The following is a 17,811-nucleotide window of genomic DNA, read 5'->3' as shown; positions in this document are numbered from 1 at the left end:
CCCCCCCCCCCCCCCCCCCCCCCCCCCCCCCCCCCCCCCCCCCCCCCCCCCCCCCCCCCCCCCCCCCCCCCCCCCACGACGATATCCGGTCAGCAGCCCAACGACTCACCAAAGCTGGCTGCATTTTCGGGCTTCTGTTCGTATACGAACGGAACTAGGCTCCCCTTCCGTTGAGTTCATCCTGGAGGGAGGCGAATGATGCTGGATCGGCGACAAATCTTGGCGGCGCTCGGGACGAGCGCTCTCGTGGCCCTCGCGCCAACCGCAAGTCTGGCAGCGGCATCGATCAAGCCGGACGATGCATCCGCGCTGCTCGTGATCGACGTACAGAACTGCTTCCTTCCCGGCGGCAGCCTTGCCGTGAAGGAAGGCGAGCAGGTGGTGCCCGTCATCAACAAGATCTCGAAAGCATTTTCGAACGTGGTGATGACGCAGGACTGGCACACGCAGGGCCATATTTCCTTCGCGTCAGTCCACGCCGGCAAGAAGCCGTTCGAGACCGTAGACCTTCCCTACGGCAAGCAGGTGCTGTGGCCCGACCATTGCGTGCAGGGCACCGACGGCGCCGCGCTGTCGAAGGACCTTGCGATCCCGCACGCCGAGCTCATCATCCGCAAGGGTTTTCACAAGGACGTCGACAGCTATTCGGCCTTCCTCGAAGCCGACGGCAAGACCTCGACCGGCCTTGCCGGCTATCTGAAGGGGCGCAAGATCAAGCGTGTGTTCGTCGCGGGGCTGGCGACGGATTTCTGCGTCGCCTGGACCGCGCTCGACGCGCGCAAGGCGGGCTTCGAGGTCTATGTGGTGGAAGACGCCTGCCGCGGCATCGACAATCAGGGCTCGCTCGCAAAAGCCTGGGCCGATATGGCCAAGGCCGGCGTGAAGCGGATTCAGTCCGCGGATATCGCGGCGAGCGCGTAACAGGCGCGACCGAACTGCCAGACCCTCATCCTGAGGAGCGCGCCCTTCGCGCGCGCTTCCTCACCATGAGGATCGATCAGTTGGCCGCGCCGTTCGGCTCGTTGCTGTTGGCGGGCGCAGCCTTGGCGCCGCCCTTGGCGACACCGACCAAGGCGGGACGCAGCACGCGCTCGCCGATGGTGTAGCCGGCCTGCATGACCTGCACGACGGTGCCTGCGGGCACCGACGCATCGGGCACCTCGAACATCGCCTGCTGGAAGTTCGGGTCGAACTTCTGGCCCAAGGGGTCGAATTTCTTCACGCCGTGTTTTTCCAGCGCGCTGAGCAGCGAGCGCTCGGTCAGCTCGACACCTTCGATCAGCGAGGCCAGGCCCGCATCGGCCGCCGCACGGGCTTCGGCCGGAACGGCATCGAGCGCGCGCTGGAGGTTGTCGGCGATGTCGAGCACGTCGCGGGCAAAGCCGGTGACCCCGTAGAGCTTGGAGTCAGCGACCTCCTTGGCGGTGCGCTTGCGCAAATTCTCCATCTCGGCCAGCGTCCGCAGCATGCGGTCGCGCGCCTCGGCGGCTTCCTTCTGCAGGAGCTCGACCGAGCCGGGCTCGGGATCGTCGGGCATGATGTAGGGTTTTGACACCACGGGCTCGCCGGCCGCAGCACTCGTGTCTTCGGGTTGCCGGTCTCGATCGGTCATCGGCTCTCTTTTCGCATTCGTCTCAGGGGGTTTCTGGCCCGGATATCGTGCTTCGGGCGCCGAAAATCAAGCGCCCGTGATCGGGAGAGACGCCGGTCAGCCCCCCAGGAGCCGGCTGACGATGCGGGCAGCGTAGTCCACGGTCGGGATCACACGGGCATAATTCAGCCGCGTCGGCCCGATCACGCCCAAAACGCCGACGATATGGCCGGCGGCATCCCGATAGGGCGAGATGATGGTGGACGAGCCCGACAGCGAGAACAGCTTGTTCTCACTACCGATGAAGATCCGCACGCCTTCCGCGGTCTCGGCCCGGCCGAGCAGGTCGATCACGCCGCGCTTGGTCTCGAGATCGTCGAACAGCAGGCGAACGCGCTCGAGATCCTCCAGCGCATGCAAATCCTCGAGGAGATTGGCGTGGCCGCGGACGATCAGCTGGCGATCCTCGTTTTCGCCGCCCGACCAGCTGGCGATGCCGGCCGAGATCACCTTGTGCGTCAGCTGATCGAGCTCGGTCCGCGCCTCTCCGAGCGCGGTCTCGAGCTCCAGCCGGGCCTCGGCCAGGGTCCGGCCACGGATACGTGCATTGAGGAAGTTGCCGGCTTCGGTCAACGCCGAGGATGGAACCCCCGGCGGCAGCGTCAACACGCGGTTTTCGACCTGCCCGTCCTCGCCGACCAGGATCACCAATGCCTTTTCCGGTTCCAAGCGGACGAATTCGATATGTTTCAGCCGCGCATTGGATTTCGGCGTCAGCACGACGGCGGCTGCGCGGGTCAGGCCGGAGAGCCGCGTCAAGGCCTCCTCGAGCGCAGCCTCGACCGATTGCGCGTGGCCCACGGAGGTCAACTGGCTCTGGATCGCCTGCCGTTCACTGTCATTGAGGTCGCCGACCTGCATCAGGGCGTCGACGAAGAACCGCAGGCCGAGTTCCGTCGGCAGCCGGCCGGCGGAGGTATGCGGGGCGTAGATCAGGCCGAGCTGTTCCAGGTCTGCCATGACGTTGCGGACCGAGGCGGGCGACAGCGGCATGGCAATCAGGCGCGAAATATTGCGCGAGCCCACCGGCTCCCCCGTCGCGAGGTAGCTTTCGACGATTTGACGAAAGATGTCGCGGGAACGCTCGTTGAGCTGGGCGAGGCCCGCGCGCGGCGCGATCAGATGGATCGGATCGTGATGGGCCACAGACGGTAACTCCTCTCAGATACAGGTAATTTGTCTATCCCTGGGGCTTCTGACAAGCGTGGCGTTCGCGGATTGAAAATCGGGGGTGAATAAGGCCTCGATCTTCCCCCTTGCCGCCCACCCTCACCCCACCTACAAGCACCGCCAACAGCCCCTTTCCGAGAGTTTTGGAGGATTTCCCATGCGGCCAAGCCGCCGTGCGCCCGACGAATTGCGCCCCGTAACGCTGGAGCGCGGCGTGGTCAAATATGCGGAAGGCTCGTGCCTGGTGAAATTCGGCGACACCCACGTGCTGGTCACCGCCACGCTGGAAGACCGCCTGCCGCCATGGCTGAAGGGCCAAGGCCGTGGCTGGGTTACCGCCGAATACGGCATGCTGCCGCGCGCGACCTCGGAACGCACCCGCCGCGAGGCCTCCGCCGGAAAGCAGAGCGGCCGCACCGTCGAAATTCAGCGCCTGATCGGCCGCTCGCTTCGCACCATCATTAATCTCGAAGCGCTCGGTGAGCGCCAGATCACGGTCGATTGCGACGTGCTGCAGGCCGACGGCGGCACCCGCACGGCCTCGATCACCGGCGCCTGGGTCGCCCTCGCCGATTGCATCACCTGGATGAAGGCGCGCAACATGGTCAAAGCCAATGTGTTGCGCGACAACGTCGCCGCGATCTCCTGCGGCATCTACAAGGGCACGCCCGTGCTCGACCTCGACTATGCCGAGGACTCCGAAGCCGATACCGACGCCAATTTCGTCATGACGGGCGATGGCCGCATCATCGAAGTCCAGGGCACCGCGGAACGCGAGCCGTTCACGGAAGCCGAGTTCCTGGCGCTGATGGCGCTGGCGCGCAAGGGCGTCGCGCGTCTCGTGGACTTGCAGAAACTGGCGGTAGCGTAGTCAATAGGCCGATGCATCGCCGAATCACCGGAAAGCTCGTCATCGCGACCCATAATCCCGGCAAGCTCGCCGAGATGAAGGAGCTGCTCGCGCCTTACGGCATCGACGCGGTGTCAGCCGGCGAATTAGGCCTTCCCGAGCCGGAAGAGACCGGGAACGATTTCCGCAGCAATGCCGCGATCAAGGCCATCGCGGCAGCGCAGGCGACGAAGCTGCCGTCTTTCGCCGATGATTCCGGCATCGTGGTCGACGCGCTCGACGGCGCGCCCGGCATCTACTCGGCGCGCTGGGCCGGGCCGAACAAGGATTTTGCCGCGGCGATGGCACGGATCGAGCGGCTGTTGCAGGAGCGCGGCGCGACCACGCCCGCCAAGCGCAAGGCGCACTTCGTTTCCGCGCTCTGCGTTGCATGGCCCGACGATCATCTCGAAGAGGTCGAGGCGCACGTCGACGGCACGCTGGTGTGGCCGCCGCGCGGCACCGCCGGCTTCGGGTATGACCCGATGTTTTTGCCCGACGGCCACAGCCGCACCTTCGGCGAGATGGAGAGCATCGAGAAGCACGGCCTGCCGCCGCTCGGTCTCGGCCTGTCGCACCGTGCCCGCGCCTTCGTGAAACTGGCGGAGATCTGCCTTGAGCCGCGCTAAGGAAGCCTTCGGCGTCTACGTGCACTGGCCGTTCTGCCTGTCGAAGTGCCCCTATTGCGACTTCAACAGCCACGTTCGCCATGCCGCGATCGACGAGGCGCGGTTTGCGTCGGCATTCGCGCGTGAGATCGAAACGACCGCGCAACGTTCGCCCGGCCGCGAAGTCACCTCGATCTTTCTCGGCGGTGGTACGCCCTCGCTGATGCAGCCCGCAACCGTCGGCGCTGTGCTCGACGCCATCGGCAAGCACTGGACCGTGGCGAAAGACGTCGAAGTCACGCTGGAGGCAAACCCGACCAGCGTCGAGGCTACGCGCTTCGCCGGCTATCGCGCCGCCGGCGTCAATCGCGTCTCGCTCGGCGTGCAGGCGCTCGACGATGCCTCGCTGAAGGCGCTAGGCCGCATGCACAGCGCGCGCGAGGCACTCGATGCCGTCGCCATCGCGCGCCGCTCGTTCGATCGTTATTCGTTCGACCTGATCTACGCTCGTCCCGACCAGACGCCGGCGATGTGGGCCGATGAATTGCGTCTCGCGATCGACGAGGCAGCCGAGCATCTGTCGCTCTATCAATTGACGATCGAAGAAGGCACGCCGTTCTTCGGCCTGCATCAGGCCGGCAAGCTGAAGACGCCGGATGAAGCGATCGCACGCGCGCTCTACGACGTTACGCAGGAGACCTGCGACAAGCTCGGCCTGCCCGCCTACGAGATTTCAAATCACGCGCGGCGCGGCGCCGAGTGCCGGCACAATCTGGTCTACTGGCGCGGCGAGGAATATGCCGGCATCGGCCCCGGCGCCCATGGCCGGCTCGACATCGATGGTATCAGGCACGCAACCGCCACCGAAAAGCGTCCCGAAGCCTGGCTGATGCGGGTCGAGACCAACGGCCACGGCAACGTCACCGACGACCTCCTCAACAGCGAAGAGCGCGCCGACGAATTTTTGCTGATGGGACTTCGCCTCGCCGAGGGCATCGACCCCGAGCGCTACCGCGCACTGTCAGGCCGCTCGCTCGATCCCAAGCGCATCACGCTGCTGCGCGAAGAAGGCGCGATCACGGTGGATGCAACGGGTCGGCTGCGCGTGACCAGCAGCGGTTTTCCGGTGCTGGACGCAGTGGTCGCGGATCTGGCGGCGTAGCGAGCTGCCGTAGGGTGGGCAAAGCGAAGCGTGCCCACCATTTTTACCACATGTGCAGAAAGATGGTGGGCACGGCGCGCAAAGCGCGCCTTTGCCCACCCTACGGCACCGTCGTCTTGAGCTACGCTCCAAAACTCTTCGGCGAGCCCGCCACGGCCACGCCGCCGCCGGTCGTGACCTTCATTACCGCGAGGCCGCGCTCGTTGGTGCCGTCGGCGCGAAAGCGGAACAGGCCGTCGATTCCGGCAAAGCCGGAGGGATTAGTGAGCACGTCCGACGAAAAGCGCGTCGTGCCCTGCGTACGCGCCAGCGCGGCGACCAGGGCGACGGCGTCATAGGCGAGCGTTGCGGTGCGCACGGGCTCGGCGCCGTATTTGGTGCGATAGCGGCCCGAGAAGGCGCGGAAGCCGGCCGGGTCTGGCGCGGCGTAGAGGCCACCTTGCAAGCTGGAGCTGGCATAGACGCGCGGACTGTCCCACAGGCCGGTGCCGAGCAGCTGGATATTGCGGAGGTTCGCACCCGCCGCGCTCATCGCATCGGCGACCGAGACAACGGCGTCGCCATCATCGGCGATGAACAGCGCATCGGCGCTGCCGAGCTGCTGCGCCACGGTCCGGGCCGGCGTGGCGCGATCGGCGCCGTATTTCTCGAACGCGACGATGCGTCCGCCGCGGCGCGGCACCGCCGCCTTCACCGCGGCCTCGACCACATTGCCATAGGCATTGTCAGGCACGAGCACAGCGACGGAGCGCTTTCCGATGCTGGCGGAATATTCGACGATGCGGTTGACGTCCGACTCCGGCAGGAAGCTCAGCAGATAGACACCGCGGCCGGCGATGCTGGAATCGGTCGAGAACGCCATCACCGAGATGCCGCGCGTGCGCGCGATCTGCGCCACCGCGGGCACCGACTGCGCGAACAGCGGCCCCAGGATGATCTCGGCGCCCTCATCGACCGCCTGCTGCGCACTCGCCTGCGCGCCCTGCGGGCTGCCATTGTCGTCCTTGATCAGGAGCTGGATGTTGGGATTCTGGAACTCGGCCAGCGCCATCTCGGCGGCGTTACGCATCGACTGCGCGGCGAGGCCGGCATTGCCGGATGCCGAGAGCGGCAGGATCACGGCAACCTTCACCCCGCCGGTGCCGGCGGTCGTTGCCTGCTGCGGCGGGCCGGCCGGCTGGGCCGGAGGCGGGGAGGAACTGCTGAACGGATTGGAGAACTGGCTCAGGCTCTGCTGCACGCCGGCGCAGGCCGACAGCAGCGGCGTACCGAGCAACAGGCCGAGCGCGCTTCGCCGGGTTGCCCCCGATATCAGGGGCCCCTGAACGGGAGACTCCTCCGAAAAGGAAGATCTGGGATCACGTGGGCCCGTCATGACAGTTTCTCTTCTGACCGACCGTCGCCAGTCGCTCACGATATTCTTTCCACGACACCAGCCATGGATTCAGGCATATTGTCGGCAAATAGTTAACTCAAACAAAAGGATAATGCCCGCTTAACGCGGCTTCCTCTCAAGTTCTGCTAGCTGTCCGCCGTCCGTCACCCAGCATCAAGGCGGCGTTTCCGCCGCGAATATGGCGCTGACGCTTCATTCCCGTCGGAATGTGATGCCGAATGGATCACATTCCAGTCCTTCCTCGCCCCTTGCCTCGCCCCTTACCCAGGCACGATCTTTTTCCGGGGACCGGTTCCCAGCCTCGGGGATCATGCCTAAGTTCGTCTGATTATGCGCGCAAAGCCGTCCCCGATAAATACACCTGAGACGATGGAGCCCGCCTCGCGCGGTTTCTCCATCGACGCCCATCGGCTTGCGGCGCCGAAGGCCGCGCCGGGCCTGCACCTGGTCGCGACCCCCATCGGCAATCTCGGTGACATCACGCTGCGGGCGCTGCAGACCCTCGCCGGGGTCGATGTCATCGCCTGCGAGGACACCCGCATCACGCGGCGTCTGACCGAGCGCTACGACATCTCCGCGCAGCTCAAGCAATATCACGAGCACAACGCGGAAGCGGCCCGCCCAAAGATCCTGGAGCGGCTTTCGCAGGGCGGCTCGATCGCGCTGGTGTCGGACGCCGGCACGCCGCTGATCTCGGACCCCGGCTACAAGCTGGTGCGCGAGGTCTGCGCTGCCGGCCACGCCGTCTACGCGCTGCCCGGCCCGTCCTCGGTGCTGGCGGCGCTGTCGGTCGCAGCGCTGCCGACCGACCGCTTCTTCTTCGAGGGCTTTCTGCCGGCCAAATCGGCCGCGCGGCGGTCGCGCCTGACCGAGCTTGCGCGAATCGACGCGACACTGGTGATGTTCGATTCTGGCAACCGCGTGCAGGACACGCTCGCCGAGCTTGCCGAGATCATGGGGACCCGCGAAGCCGCGATCTGCCGCGAGCTGACGAAACTGCACGAGCAGATTTCTCGCGCCACGCTGCATGAGCTCGCGCGCGATGCCGACACGCTGGAGACGCGCGGCGAATTCGTGCTGGTGATCGCTCCGCCTGCGGCGGATGCCGAGATGCTGACATCGGATGCGCTCGACGACGTTCTGCGCGAGCAGCTCGCCGCCAACAGCGTCAAGGATGCGGTGGCGCATGCGGTCGCGCTCTCGGGCCGGCCGCGCCGCGAGGTCTATGCCCGCGCGCTCGAGCTTGCCAAAGATCTGCGGGGCGGCGATGGCGAAGACTAACGTTCCGGCGGAACCGAAAATCGCTTCGCCCGAGCGCGTCGCCGCGTTTCGCACGGGCATCTCCGCGGAAAGCCGCGCCGCGGCCTATCTCATGGCCAAGGGCTACCGTATCCTCGCCAAGCGCTTCCGCACGCCGCATGGCGAGATCGACATCGTGGCGCGCCGCCGCAATTTGATCGCTTTCGTCGAGGTCAAGGCGCGCGCGACGCTGGACGACGCCGCCTTCGCCGTGACGCCGCGCCAGCAGCAGCGCATCATCGATGCTGCGCAAGGCTGGCTCGTCGCGCATCCCGAGCATGCGGAATTTGAAATGCGATTCGATGCCATGCTGATTGCGCCGCGGTCACTTCCACGCCATGTGTTGGCGGCATTCGACGCCTCGACCTGAAAGGCAGACCATGAAACTGAACGTCGCCGTCCAGATGGACCCCATCGCCCGCATCAACATCAAGGGCGATTCCACCTTTGCGCTGCTCCTGGAGGCGCAGAAGCGCGGCCACGGCCTGTCCTATTACACGCCCGACAAGCTCTCGATGGTCGGCGAGGAGATCGTCGCTCCCGTTCAGCTGCTCACCGTGCGCGACGAGCCCGGCAATCATTTCACCTTGGGCGAACCCAGGCGCGAGGCGCTCAACGGCTTCGACGTGGTGCTGCTGCGCCAGGATCCGCCGTTCGATCTCGCCTATATCACCTCGACGCACCTTCTCGAACGCATCCATCCGACGACACTCGTCGTCAACGATCCCGCCTCCGTGCGCAACGCGCCGGAAAAGCTGTTCGTGATGAACTTTCCGCAGCTGATGCCGCCGACGCTGATCTCGCGCGACCTCGACGAGATCAACGCTTTCCGCGACAAGCATGGCGCCGTCGTGATGAAGCCCTTGCACGGCCATGGCGGCGCGGCGGTGTTCCGCGTGATGCCGCAGGACATGAATTTCGGCTCGCTGTTCGACATGTTCTCGGTGACGTTCAAGGAAGCCTGGGTGATCCAGCAGTTCATTCCCGAGGTGAAGCACGGCGACAAGCGCATCATCCTGATCAACGGCGAGTTCGCCGGCGCGGTGAATCGCGTCCCGGCCGCCGACGACCTCCGCTCCAACATGGTGCGCGGCGGCGCCGCGCAGGAGACCGAGCTCACGCCGCGCGAGCGCGAGATCTGCGCCACCGTCGGTCCGGCGTTGCGCGAGCGCGGGCTGTTGTTCGTCGGCATCGACGTCATCAACGGCAATCTGACCGAGATCAACGTAACCTCGCCGACCGGCATCCGCGCCATCGCGCGGCTCGGCGGACCGGACGTTGCCGCAAAGCTCTGGGACGTGATCGAGCGGAAGCGGACGAAGTAGGCATTGGCCCGTAGCCCGGATGGAGCGCAGCGAAATCCGGGATGCCACACCATCTTCAGCGGCCCCGGATTGCGCTTCGCTCCATCCGGGCTACGTAATGCATGCGCGGCATCACCTCACCCATCACTAACGACCCATTCACCATGACGCGGCGCGCATCATTCGAACGCAGCGGCAGCACTGCGTGAAACTACGGGGCCAGTGGCCGACCGGCTAACGCGACGTTCACCATCTGCCGAAAGACCACAGCGCGGCCGTCGATCACGTTCGGCCTCGCAACACCGCTTATACTTTTACTGCCTACTCATCGACACGGGGAACCCGCCAGGTGCGGTTCGAGTGCCCCGCGTAAGAGTAGAAGCGTATGAACACCGCACGCATTGTCGTTCTCGTCATCGCACTGGGCGCCGGCGGCGTCGCTGCGTATCTGGCGAGCGGCTATGACAACAAGCCCGCGCCCGTTCTCCCCGTCGCCGAGAAGCTGCCGACGGTCGAGGTCCTGGTCGCCAAGAACGACATCCAGCTCGGCCAAGCCGTGAAGCCCGAGGACCTGCAATGGCAGGTCTGGCCGGCGGCGACCGCGAGCAGCGCCTTCATCCGCCGCGACAACAGGCCCGAGGCGCAGACCCAGATCGCAGGCTCGATCGCACGCGTGCCGTTGATGCAGGGCGAGCCGATCCGCGAGCAGAAGCTGGTCAAGGCCGACGGCTCCGGCTTCATGGCCGCGATCCTGCCGTCGGGCATGCGCGCCGTCTCCACCGAGATTTCAGCCGAGACTGCCGCCGGCGGCTTCATCCTGCCGAATGACCGCGTCGACATCATGCTGACCCGCCGCCTGAAGAATCCTGACGGGGCCGGCGGTAACGACCTCATCCTGTCCGAAGCGATCCTGACCAATATTCGCGTGCTCGCGATCGACCAGGCGCCGAAGGAAAAAGACGGCCAGAACGCCGTCGTCGGCAGGACCGTCACGCTAGAGCTCAAACCCGACCAGGTCGCCACGCTATCGGCAGCGCGCCAGGGCGGCACGCTGACACTCGCGCTGCGCAGCATCGTCGATGCCAACTCGATCGACAGCGCGCCCGAGGACCAGGCGAGCAAGCGGTCCGGCGGAGTCAACGTGATCCGCTACGGCGTACAGGCGCGGCAACTGACGTCACAGAAGTGATGGGGATATGATGAACTTTGGGGATGATCGGACGAGCATGCGCATTCGGGGGAATCGCGCACGCTCGTTCTGGACGGGGACGATGCTGATCCTGGGGCTCCTCGCAGCCCCCGATGTCGCCAGCGCCGCAGATGCACCGGTCGGCGACCAGGCACCGATGCAGGCAACGGATCTCGATCTGTCGCCGGTCGGGACGATCGTGCCGGCGAAGACGCGCTTCCTGTCGCTCGGCGTCGGCAAGTCCGCCGTCATCGATCTGCCGCGCGACGTCAAGGACGTGCTGGTCGCCGATCCCAAGATCGCCAATGCCGTGATCCGCTCGGCCCAACGCGCCTATATCATCGGCGGACAGGTCGGCCAGACCAACGTCGTGTTCTTCGCCGCCGACGGCCAGCAGGTGGCCGCCTACGACATCGCGGTGAAGCGCGATCTCAACGGCATGCGCACGGCACTGCGTCAGGCGCTGCCGGGCGTGCAGATCGAAGGCGTCGGCGACAGCGTGATGCTGACCGGCTCGGTGTCGAGCCCGGTCGAGGCCCAGCAGGCCGGCGACGTCGCCGCGAAACTGGTCGGCGGCTCCGACAAGGTGGTCAACAACATCGTCGTGCGCGGCCGCGACCAGGTGATGCTCAAGGTCGTGGTCGGCGAAGTGCGCCGCGATATCGTCAAGCAGTTGGGCGTCGATCTCAGCGCCAGCCTGAACGCCGGCACCGCGGTGGTGAACTTCAACAATTCCAACCCGTTCTCGGTCAGCGGCGGACCGATCGTCAGCAACAACGGATTAGGTGTCGCCGGCCTCACCAAGGGGTTCGCGACCGTCAGCGCCACGATGCGCGCGATGGAAAGTGCCGGTGTCATGCGCACGCTCGCCGAGCCGAGCCTGACCGCGATCTCCGGCGAATCCGCCACCTTCATCGCCGGCGGCGAATTCCCCATTCCGTCGGGCTACGCCTGCGATCCCGTCACCCACGTTTGCACCACCCAGATCACCTACAAGAAGTTCGGCATCTCCCTGAACTTTACCCCGGTCGTGCTGAGCGAGGGCCGGATCAGCCTGCGGGTGATGACCGAGGTGTCCGAGCTGTCGAACCAGAGCGCCATCACGGTTACCCAGGCGCTGTCCTCGACCTCGACCAACTCGATCACCATCCCCTCGATCCAGACCCGCCGCGCCGAAACAACGCTGGAAATTCCCTCGGGCGGTTCGATGGCGATGGCCGGCCTGATCCAGCAGCAGACCAAACAGGCGATCAACGGCCTGCCCGGCGTCGACCAGGTGCCGATCATCGGCGCGCTGTTCCGCAGCCAGGACTTCGTCAACAACGAGACCGAGCTGATGGTGATCGTGACCCCCTATGTGGTGCGCGCGGTGGCTCAGAAGGAACTGTCCCGGCCCGACGACGGCTTCGCGCCGGCGTCTGACGCACAGACAGCGCTGCTCGGCCGCATGAACCGCCTCTATGGCATCGCTCGCCGCGTCGATCCGATCGCGGGCACGCCGGGCGATTTCGGCTTCATCATCGACTGATGACGAACGGACGGCTTGGGGAACGGGACAAGAGACGGGGCACGAGGGGATGAAGCGATGACGAAAACCATGGCCGATCGACGTCGCAAGTTGAGCGTCGCGCTGACGCTGACGGGGCTCTCCGTCGTGCTGGGCGCCTGCAACACCACCGGCGAGATCGTCACCCAGACAGTGCCGACCGACTATCGCCAGCGTCACCCGATCGCGGTCGAGGAAGCCAAGAAGTCGATCGTGATCTTCGTCGGCAAGGCTCGCGGCGGCCTCTCGGCCGCGCAGCACGCGGACGTCGCCGGCATTGCCCGGGACTGGGTGCGCGAAGGCACCGGCTCGGTCGTCGTCGACGTCCCCGTCCACGCCGCGAATTCGCGCGCGGCGGCAGCGACCTATCACGAGATCCGTTCCGTGCTCGCATCCGGCGGCGTACCCGCGCGTGCCATCGTCCAGCATCCCTATCGGCCCGAGGATCCCGGACTGCTGCCCACCATCCGCCTGAGCTATTCCCGGATCGCCGCGGTCGCCGGCCCCTGCGGACTGTGGCCGGAAGATATCGGCCCCTCCATCCTCGACCCCGGCTACAACGAGAACCGGCCCTATTTCAATCTCGGCTGTGCCAACCAGCGCAACCTCGCGGCAATGATCGACAATCCGGCCGACCTCGAGCAGCCGCGGTCCGAGACGCCGGCCTATAACGCACGGCGTGACATGGCCTTCGAGCGCTATCGCAAGGGGACGCCGATCGCGACCATGAATCCAGACGCCGACAAGGCCAAACTCAGCGACACAGGCAGATGACACGCGTCCACGACGAAGAAGCGGACGATCCGCAGCACCCCGAGGAACATATTGCGCCGGTTCCTCGCATCTCCGTGCAGGCCTTTTGCGAGACCGAGCAGACGCTCGCCGCGGTGACCGCGGCCGGGCAGGATCGCCGTCTCGCCAAGGCGCATCTCACCGCCAAGGACGGTGGCCTCGCTGCGGCCATCGAAGTCTATGAAACGATGCCGACGCCGAACGTCATCGTGATCGAATCCGACGGCACGCGCGACATCCTCGAGGGCCTCGACGATCTCGCCGGCGTTTGCGATCCCGGCACCCGTGTGGTCGTGATCGGCAATCCCAGCGACACCGCGCCCTATCGCGAGTTGGTCCGCCGCGGCGTCAACGACTATGTGGTGGGACCGGTCGAAACGCTCGACGTCGTCCGCTCGATCTGCAGCCTGTTCTCGGCATCCGAAACCATCATCACTGGCCGCGTCATCGCGGTGGTCGGCGCCAAGGGCGGTGTCGGCGCCTCCACCGTCGCGCACAATGTGGCCTGGACTATCGCCCGCGACCTCGCGCTCGATTCCGTCGTGATCGATCTCGACCTCGCCTTCGGCACCGCGGGTCTCGACTACAACCAGGACCCGGTGCAGGGCATCGCCAATGCGGTGCTGTCGCAGGATCGGCCGGACACGGCCCTGATGGAGCGCCTGCTCTCCAAATGCACCGAGCGTCTCAGCCTCCTTGCTGCGCCCGCCACCCTTGACCGCGTTTACGATTTCGGCGCGGAGGCCTTCGACGCGGTATTCGACACACTGCGCATGACCACGCCCTGCATCGTGCTCGACGTTCCCCACCAATGGTCGGGCTGGACGCGGCGTGCGCTGGTCAACGCGGACGACATCGTGATCGTGGCCGAGCCCGATCTTGCGAACCTGCGCAACACCAGGAACATGCTGAGCGTGTTGAAGGCGGCGCGGCCGAACGACCGGCCACCGCTCTACTGCATCAACCAGGTCGGCATGCCCAAGCGGGCGGAGATCGAGGTCAAGGCATTCGCCAAGACCATGGAGAGCCAGCCAATCGCGGTGATCCCGTTCGATTCGAAGCTGTTCTCGACCGCGGCCAACAACGGCCAGATGATCGCGGAGGTCTCCAAGAGCCACCGCACCACCGAGCTGTTCCAGAACATGGCGAACCGCCTCGCCGGGCGCGGCGAAGTGAAGAAGCCGAAGCGTTCGCTGCTCGGGCTGCTGCTGAAGAGGCTGAAGGGCAGGTCGGGACGCGCGTCAGCCCCGCATCGCAAAGCGTCCTGACCAAGGCGTCCTGACACGCGCGCGGGCGGGTTACTTCTCGGCCCGCTGCTGCTTCTTCACCAGCAACTGCCGCAGCGCCGTGACCTTTGCCGCCGCCTGATCCGGCGGCAGGTCCGCCTTCACCATGGTTTCGGCCTCGGCCTGCTTTCCTTGCAGTCCCAGCACGAGCGCGAGATTGGCGCGCACGCGGGAATCAGCGGGATTGCGCTCGTGCGCCCGGCGCATCGTTTCCTCTGCTCGCGGCAGATTGTTCTGCAGCATGTAGGACAGCCCGAGATTGGACAGCACCGACGGCTCCTCCGGCACGATCTTCAGCGCGGCGGCGTAGTATTGCTGGGCCTCCTCGTTGCGACCGAGCTGATCGAGCGCGGCGCCCTGCGCCGACAGGATATGCCAGTCGGGATCCTCGGGCGAATGCGCCCGACCGAGGACGTCGAACGCCTGCTGGAAACTGCCGCTGTCGGCGAGCGCGCGGCCATAGCCCGCGAGCAGCGCCTTGTTGGTGGAATGGGCGAGCACGGCCTGCTCCAGCACCGCGAGCGCCTGCGCGCGCTGGCCAGTCTGGCGCAACGCCTTGCCGTATTCGAGCGCGACGTTGGGATCGCCAGGCTTGGCGCGATAGCGCTCGCGCAGCGCATCCATGTCCGGCTTTGCTTCCGGCTTGGCGTCGGCCCTGCCGGCCGTGTCCGACTTTCCGCCGAGCGCGCCGGTGATGTCCTCGATGCCGGTAGTCTGACAGCCGCCGAGGGCCAGGATCAGAAGCGCGGAAAACAGATATCTCGCCGGAGGAGAGGCGACAGACAAACGCTTGGACATACTCTGATCACTCGGCGACTGATCAGAGATGCTTACCGATTAACGCTAAAGTCCCGTTAAGGCGGGGCGCTTCCGTAGCTCAGTCGGTGAATTCAGCGCCGAACTCGCAGCCGATGCGCCAGCGCAGGCGGCACTGGCGGGAATAGTCGGGCGCGAAGATGATGGTGAATTGCGGCGGCACTTCCAGAAATTCCGCGACGACTTTCACGCCGCCATCCGAAATATCCGTGATCGTGCAGTCCCGCGGCAGCGAACCCGCGCCAAAATGAATCTTGGCGAGCCGCGTGCACATCCGTCGTTCGCTTCTCCGGCGATTTGCAAGCATTTGAATTGTTCACCCGTTAGACCACGGCCCATCCCGCAGCCCTAGGAGTAGCGGACATTCGTTGGAATGTGCTGAGCGGAGCAGTTTGCATTCGAGGCGTAGTGTCTTCGTCGTGTTTACGATGGGTTAGGGTCTTGCGGCCCCCCTCGACACGTTCCCGTATTGTTCTTGCCAGAAGTGGCCCGCTCTGCTACCCCTAATTGTGCAAAAGGGCAGGCTGGTTCGGGCATGGTTCAGCGGGTTTCTACCGTCGCCTTTGAGGGGATCGAGGCCCGCGCGGTCGACGTGCAGGTGCAGGTCGCGCCGGGTCTGCCGGCTTTCGCGATCGTAGGGCTCCCGGACAAGGCGGTGTCGGAAGCGCGCGAGCGGGTCCGCTCGGCGCTGATCGCCTCGGGGCTGGCGCTGCCGGCGCGGCGGATCACCGTCAATCTCGCGCCCGCCGATCTGCCCAAGGAGGGCAGCCATTATGACCTGCCGATCGCGCTCGGGCTGATGGGGGCGATCGGCGCGATTCCACCGGATGCGCTGACCGGCTTCACCGTTCTGGGCGAGCTTGGCCTCGACGGATCGATTGCGCCCGTGGCCGGCGTTCTTCCCGCCGCGATCGGCGCCAACGTGCGCGAGGAGGGGCTGATCTGTCCGGCGGCTTGCGGCTCGGAAGCGGCGTGGGCGAGCCCGGACATCCAGATCATCGCCGCAAGTTCACTGATCCAGATCGCCAACCATTTCAAGGGAACGCAGGTGCTGTCGCGGCCCGTGCCGAAGGTGCACGAAGCCGCAGCCTCGCCGCTCGACCTGCGCGACATCAAGGGACAGGAGAGCGCCAAGCGGGCGCTGGAGATCGCGGCCGCCGGCGGCCATCACCTGCTCATGATCGGCGCGCCCGGCGCCGGCAAATCGATGCTGGCGGCACGCCTGCCCTCGATCCTGCCGCCGCTGTCACCGGGCGAGTTGCTCGAGGTCTCGATGATCGCCTCTGTTGCCGGCGAGATCGAGGGCGGCGCGCTGACGGCGCGGCGGCCGTTTCGCTCCCCGCATCATTCCGCCAGCATGGCCGCGCTTACCGGCGGCGGCATGCGCGCGCGGCCCGGCGAGATCTCGCTCGCGCATCAGGGTGTGCTGTTCCTCGACGAGCTCCCCGAATTCGATCCGCGCGTGCTGGATTCGCTGCGCCAGCCGCTGGAGAACGGCGAAGTCTCGGTGTCCCGCGCCAATCACCGCGTCACCTATCCCGCACGCTTCATGCTGATCGCGGCGATGAATCCGTGCCGCTGTGGCAATGCGTTCGAGCCCGGCTATGCCTGCAAGCGCGGCCGCATCGATCGCTGCACCGGCGATTACCAGGCCCGCATCTCGGGGCCGCTGATGGACCGCATCGATTTGCGCATCGAGGTTCCCGCCGTGACCGCGGCCGATTTGATCCTGCCGCCGCCGGCGGAGGGCTCTGCCGAAGTCGCCGCGCGCGTGGCCGCCGCGCGCGACATCCAGCTCGCGCGCTACGCTAATGCCGGCCTGCCGAAGGTCCGCACCAATGCCGAAGCCCCGGCCTCGGTGCTGGAGGAGATCGCCAAGCCGGATGCGCAAGGCCAGAAGCTGCTGCGCGACGCCGCCGAGACCATGCGGCTGTCGGCGCGCGGCTATCACCGCGTGCTGCGGGTGGCGCGCACGCTTGCCGATCTCGACGGCGCCGACAGGATCGGCCGGCTGCATCTCGCCGAGGCGCTGTCCTACCGCGCACTCGCAGAGGATGTGCGCCAGTTGGCGTGATCATCCAGCGCATCAACCCGGCGGTAACGAGTTTCCTTTACGCTCTGCAAACCATAAGGCCCATCAGTTCCCGCCATGAGTTTCCCCAGGGCCCGGCGAGTAGCGTGTCATGTTGCGTTTCAAGATCCTGGCCTCGGTTGTTCCCCTGTTGGCGGCCGCGGTGTTCGCGCGCAGTGAGATCGGATCGGTCTCGCATCCCTGCATCGTCCTCGGCGACACCTCGGTCGAGCTGACGTCGCTGTTCTGGACCGCCGGCATGCATGTCGCCTTCACCGATGATCCCGCGCGCGCCACGGTGCGGGTTCAGATCACCGAGGACGCGGACGCTGCCGACTTCGCCGTCGTCGACGACGGGCCCGGTTCGGAATCGGAATCCTGCCAGGCCAACCCCTCGACTCGCCTGATCTCGATTGCCGCACAACCCGTCGACGGCGGTCAGGTGGTCTATCTCTCCACCGAGGGGCCGGCGGATTACCGCATCTATGTCCGCTCGAAGACGTTCTCGCAGCGCGAGGCGGCGGCGCTCATCGTCGGCGCCCGCGGCGGCCACCGCCATCTCCAGGCCGCTTCGCTTTGAGCCCCCTCGCTTGGCGCCGTTAACGCATCGTCAACCCTGTTTGGAGGCGGTC

General features: G+C 66.1%; 18 protein-coding genes. 13 read left to right on the top strand and 5 right to left on the bottom strand.

Annotated elements, in window-relative coordinates; all coding sequences use genetic code 11:
- The first annotated feature begins 198 nt into the window (after positions 1-198).
- Positions 199-921: a bifunctional nicotinamidase/pyrazinamidase gene (gene pncA / locus AC0L3P_RS34645; RefSeq protein ID WP_473308721.1), complete on the top strand. Its 723-nt coding sequence runs from the start codon at positions 199-201 to the stop codon at positions 919-921.
- A gap of 76 nt (positions 922-997) precedes the next feature.
- On the opposite strand, the gene grpE is transcribed toward pncA, so the two are convergent.
- The gene (grpE, locus tag AC0L3P_RS34640) at positions 998-1,612 is read right to left on the bottom strand and encodes a nucleotide exchange factor GrpE (protein WP_275168934.1); all 615 of its coding nucleotides are present in this window, start codon (positions 1,610-1,612) and stop codon (positions 998-1,000) included.
- 96 nt (positions 1,613-1,708) lie between these two features.
- Positions 1,709-2,797, bottom strand: coding sequence for a heat-inducible transcriptional repressor HrcA (gene hrcA, locus AC0L3P_RS34635; protein ID WP_007598483.1), 1,089 nt, complete (start codon positions 2,795-2,797; stop codon positions 1,709-1,711).
- A gap of 181 nt (positions 2,798-2,978) precedes the next feature.
- On the opposite strand from hrcA, the gene rph reads away from it, so the two are divergent.
- The 3 genes from rph to hemW are packed head-to-tail and all read left to right on the top strand — an operon-like array spanning position 2,979 to position 5,480.
- Positions 2,979-3,692: a ribonuclease PH gene (gene rph / locus AC0L3P_RS34630; RefSeq protein WP_027514789.1), complete on the top strand. Its 714-nt coding sequence runs from the start codon at positions 2,979-2,981 to the stop codon at positions 3,690-3,692.
- 11 nt (positions 3,693-3,703) lie between these two features.
- Positions 3,704-4,339, top strand: a complete 636-nt coding sequence (gene rdgB / locus AC0L3P_RS34625; protein ID WP_473308718.1) for an RdgB/HAM1 family non-canonical purine NTP pyrophosphatase — start codon at positions 3,704-3,706, stop codon at positions 4,337-4,339.
- Entirely contained in the window at positions 4,326-5,480 is a 1,155-nt protein-coding gene (gene hemW / locus AC0L3P_RS34620; RefSeq protein ID WP_354064236.1) for a radical SAM family heme chaperone HemW, read from the top strand. Before rdgB ends, hemW begins: the two co-directional genes overlap by 14 nt.
- 121 nt (positions 5,481-5,601) lie before the next feature.
- On the opposite strand, the gene AC0L3P_RS34615 is transcribed toward hemW, so the two are convergent.
- Positions 5,602-6,855 carry a penicillin-binding protein activator gene (locus AC0L3P_RS34615; protein ID WP_473308717.1) on the bottom strand — a complete coding sequence of 418 codons (1,254 nt, stop codon included), beginning with the start codon at positions 6,853-6,855 and terminating at the stop codon, positions 5,602-5,604.
- A gap of 351 nt (positions 6,856-7,206) precedes the next feature.
- On the opposite strand from AC0L3P_RS34615, the gene rsmI reads away from it, so the two are divergent.
- The 7 genes from rsmI (at position 7,207) to AC0L3P_RS34580 (ending at position 14,274) form a co-directional block, all read left to right on the top strand.
- Positions 7,207-8,157: a 16S rRNA (cytidine(1402)-2'-O)-methyltransferase gene (rsmI, locus tag AC0L3P_RS34610; protein ID WP_473308716.1), complete on the top strand. Its 951-nt coding sequence runs from the start codon at positions 7,207-7,209 to the stop codon at positions 8,155-8,157.
- Positions 8,144-8,545, top strand: coding sequence for a YraN family protein (locus tag AC0L3P_RS34605; RefSeq protein WP_473308715.1), 402 nt, complete (start codon positions 8,144-8,146; stop codon positions 8,543-8,545). Before rsmI ends, AC0L3P_RS34605 begins: the two co-directional genes overlap by 14 nt.
- 10 nt (positions 8,546-8,555) lie before the next feature.
- A complete protein-coding gene (gshB, locus tag AC0L3P_RS34600; protein ID WP_473308714.1) occupies positions 8,556-9,500 on the top strand; it encodes a glutathione synthase in 945 nt (314 codons plus the stop codon).
- Positions 9,501-9,864: 364 nt separating this feature from the next.
- Positions 9,865-10,668: a Flp pilus assembly protein CpaB gene (gene cpaB / locus AC0L3P_RS34595; protein WP_354205573.1), complete on the top strand. Its 804-nt coding sequence runs from the start codon at positions 9,865-9,867 to the stop codon at positions 10,666-10,668.
- Between the two features lie 10 nt (positions 10,669-10,678).
- A complete protein-coding gene (locus AC0L3P_RS34590; RefSeq protein ID WP_354064225.1) occupies positions 10,679-12,196 on the top strand; it encodes a type II and III secretion system protein family protein in 1,518 nt (505 codons plus the stop codon).
- A gap of 57 nt (positions 12,197-12,253) precedes the next feature.
- Positions 12,254-12,988 (top strand): CpaD family pilus assembly protein, encoded by a 735-nt coding sequence (locus AC0L3P_RS34585; protein ID WP_473308713.1) that lies wholly within the window; start codon positions 12,254-12,256, stop codon positions 12,986-12,988.
- Complete coding sequence (locus AC0L3P_RS34580; protein WP_473308712.1) at positions 12,985-14,274, top strand: CpaE/TadZ family protein; 1,290 nt, start codon at positions 12,985-12,987, stop codon at positions 14,272-14,274. Before AC0L3P_RS34585 ends, AC0L3P_RS34580 begins: the two co-directional genes overlap by 4 nt.
- A gap of 30 nt (positions 14,275-14,304) precedes the next feature.
- Here the strand turns inward: AC0L3P_RS34580 and AC0L3P_RS34575 are convergent, their stop codons facing one another.
- Positions 14,305-15,090 carry a tetratricopeptide repeat protein gene (locus AC0L3P_RS34575; protein WP_473308711.1) on the bottom strand — a complete coding sequence of 262 codons (786 nt, stop codon included), beginning with the start codon at positions 15,088-15,090 and terminating at the stop codon, positions 14,305-14,307.
- Between the two features lie 79 nt (positions 15,091-15,169).
- Positions 15,170-15,415: a PilZ domain-containing protein gene (locus AC0L3P_RS34570; RefSeq protein ID WP_007598461.1), complete on the bottom strand. Its 246-nt coding sequence runs from the start codon at positions 15,413-15,415 to the stop codon at positions 15,170-15,172.
- 228 nt (positions 15,416-15,643) lie between these two features.
- Here AC0L3P_RS34570 and AC0L3P_RS34565 point away from each other — a divergent pair, with 228 nt between their 5' ends.
- Both AC0L3P_RS34565 and AC0L3P_RS34560 read left to right on the top strand, forming a co-directional pair.
- Complete coding sequence (locus AC0L3P_RS34565) at positions 15,644-17,182, top strand: YifB family Mg chelatase-like AAA ATPase (protein ID WP_473308710.1); 1,539 nt, start codon at positions 15,644-15,646, stop codon at positions 17,180-17,182.
- A gap of 109 nt (positions 17,183-17,291) precedes the next feature.
- Positions 17,292-17,759: a hypothetical protein gene (locus AC0L3P_RS34560; protein ID WP_354064996.1), complete on the top strand. Its 468-nt coding sequence runs from the start codon at positions 17,292-17,294 to the stop codon at positions 17,757-17,759.
- The last annotated feature ends 52 nt before the right edge of the window (positions 17,760-17,811 follow it).

This window comes from Bradyrhizobium sp. WSM4874 (genome assembly GCF_055811835.1).
This window is presented reverse-complemented; position numbering and strand designations above follow the sequence as displayed.

Coding starts and splice junctions, on each gene's coding strand:
- pncA (WP_473308721.1), top strand. CDS start 199: ATGCTGGATCGGCGACAAATCTTGGCGGCGCTCGGGACGAGCGCTCTC.
- grpE (WP_275168934.1), bottom strand. CDS start 1,612: ATGACCGATCGAGACCGGCAACCCGAAGACACGAGTGCTGCGGCCGGC.
- rph (WP_027514789.1), top strand. CDS start 2,979: ATGCGGCCAAGCCGCCGTGCGCCCGACGAATTGCGCCCCGTAACGCTG.
- rdgB (WP_473308718.1), top strand. CDS start 3,704: ATGCATCGCCGAATCACCGGAAAGCTCGTCATCGCGACCCATAATCCC.
- AC0L3P_RS34615 (WP_473308717.1), bottom strand. CDS start 6,855: ATGACGGGCCCACGTGATCCCAGATCTTCCTTTTCGGAGGAGTCTCCC.
- rsmI (WP_473308716.1), top strand. CDS start 7,207: ATGCGCGCAAAGCCGTCCCCGATAAATACACCTGAGACGATGGAGCCC.
- AC0L3P_RS34605 (WP_473308715.1), top strand. CDS start 8,144: ATGGCGAAGACTAACGTTCCGGCGGAACCGAAAATCGCTTCGCCCGAG.
- gshB (WP_473308714.1), top strand. CDS start 8,556: ATGAAACTGAACGTCGCCGTCCAGATGGACCCCATCGCCCGCATCAAC.
- cpaB (WP_354205573.1), top strand. CDS start 9,865: ATGAACACCGCACGCATTGTCGTTCTCGTCATCGCACTGGGCGCCGGC.
- AC0L3P_RS34590 (WP_354064225.1), top strand. CDS start 10,679: ATGAACTTTGGGGATGATCGGACGAGCATGCGCATTCGGGGGAATCGC.
- AC0L3P_RS34585 (WP_473308713.1), top strand. CDS start 12,254: ATGACGAAAACCATGGCCGATCGACGTCGCAAGTTGAGCGTCGCGCTG.
- AC0L3P_RS34580 (WP_473308712.1), top strand. CDS start 12,985: ATGACACGCGTCCACGACGAAGAAGCGGACGATCCGCAGCACCCCGAG.
- AC0L3P_RS34575 (WP_473308711.1), bottom strand. CDS start 15,090: ATGTCCAAGCGTTTGTCTGTCGCCTCTCCTCCGGCGAGATATCTGTTT.
- AC0L3P_RS34570 (WP_007598461.1), bottom strand. CDS start 15,415: ATGCTTGCAAATCGCCGGAGAAGCGAACGACGGATGTGCACGCGGCTC.
- AC0L3P_RS34565 (WP_473308710.1), top strand. CDS start 15,644: ATGGTTCAGCGGGTTTCTACCGTCGCCTTTGAGGGGATCGAGGCCCGC.
- AC0L3P_RS34560 (WP_354064996.1), top strand. CDS start 17,292: ATGTTGCGTTTCAAGATCCTGGCCTCGGTTGTTCCCCTGTTGGCGGCC.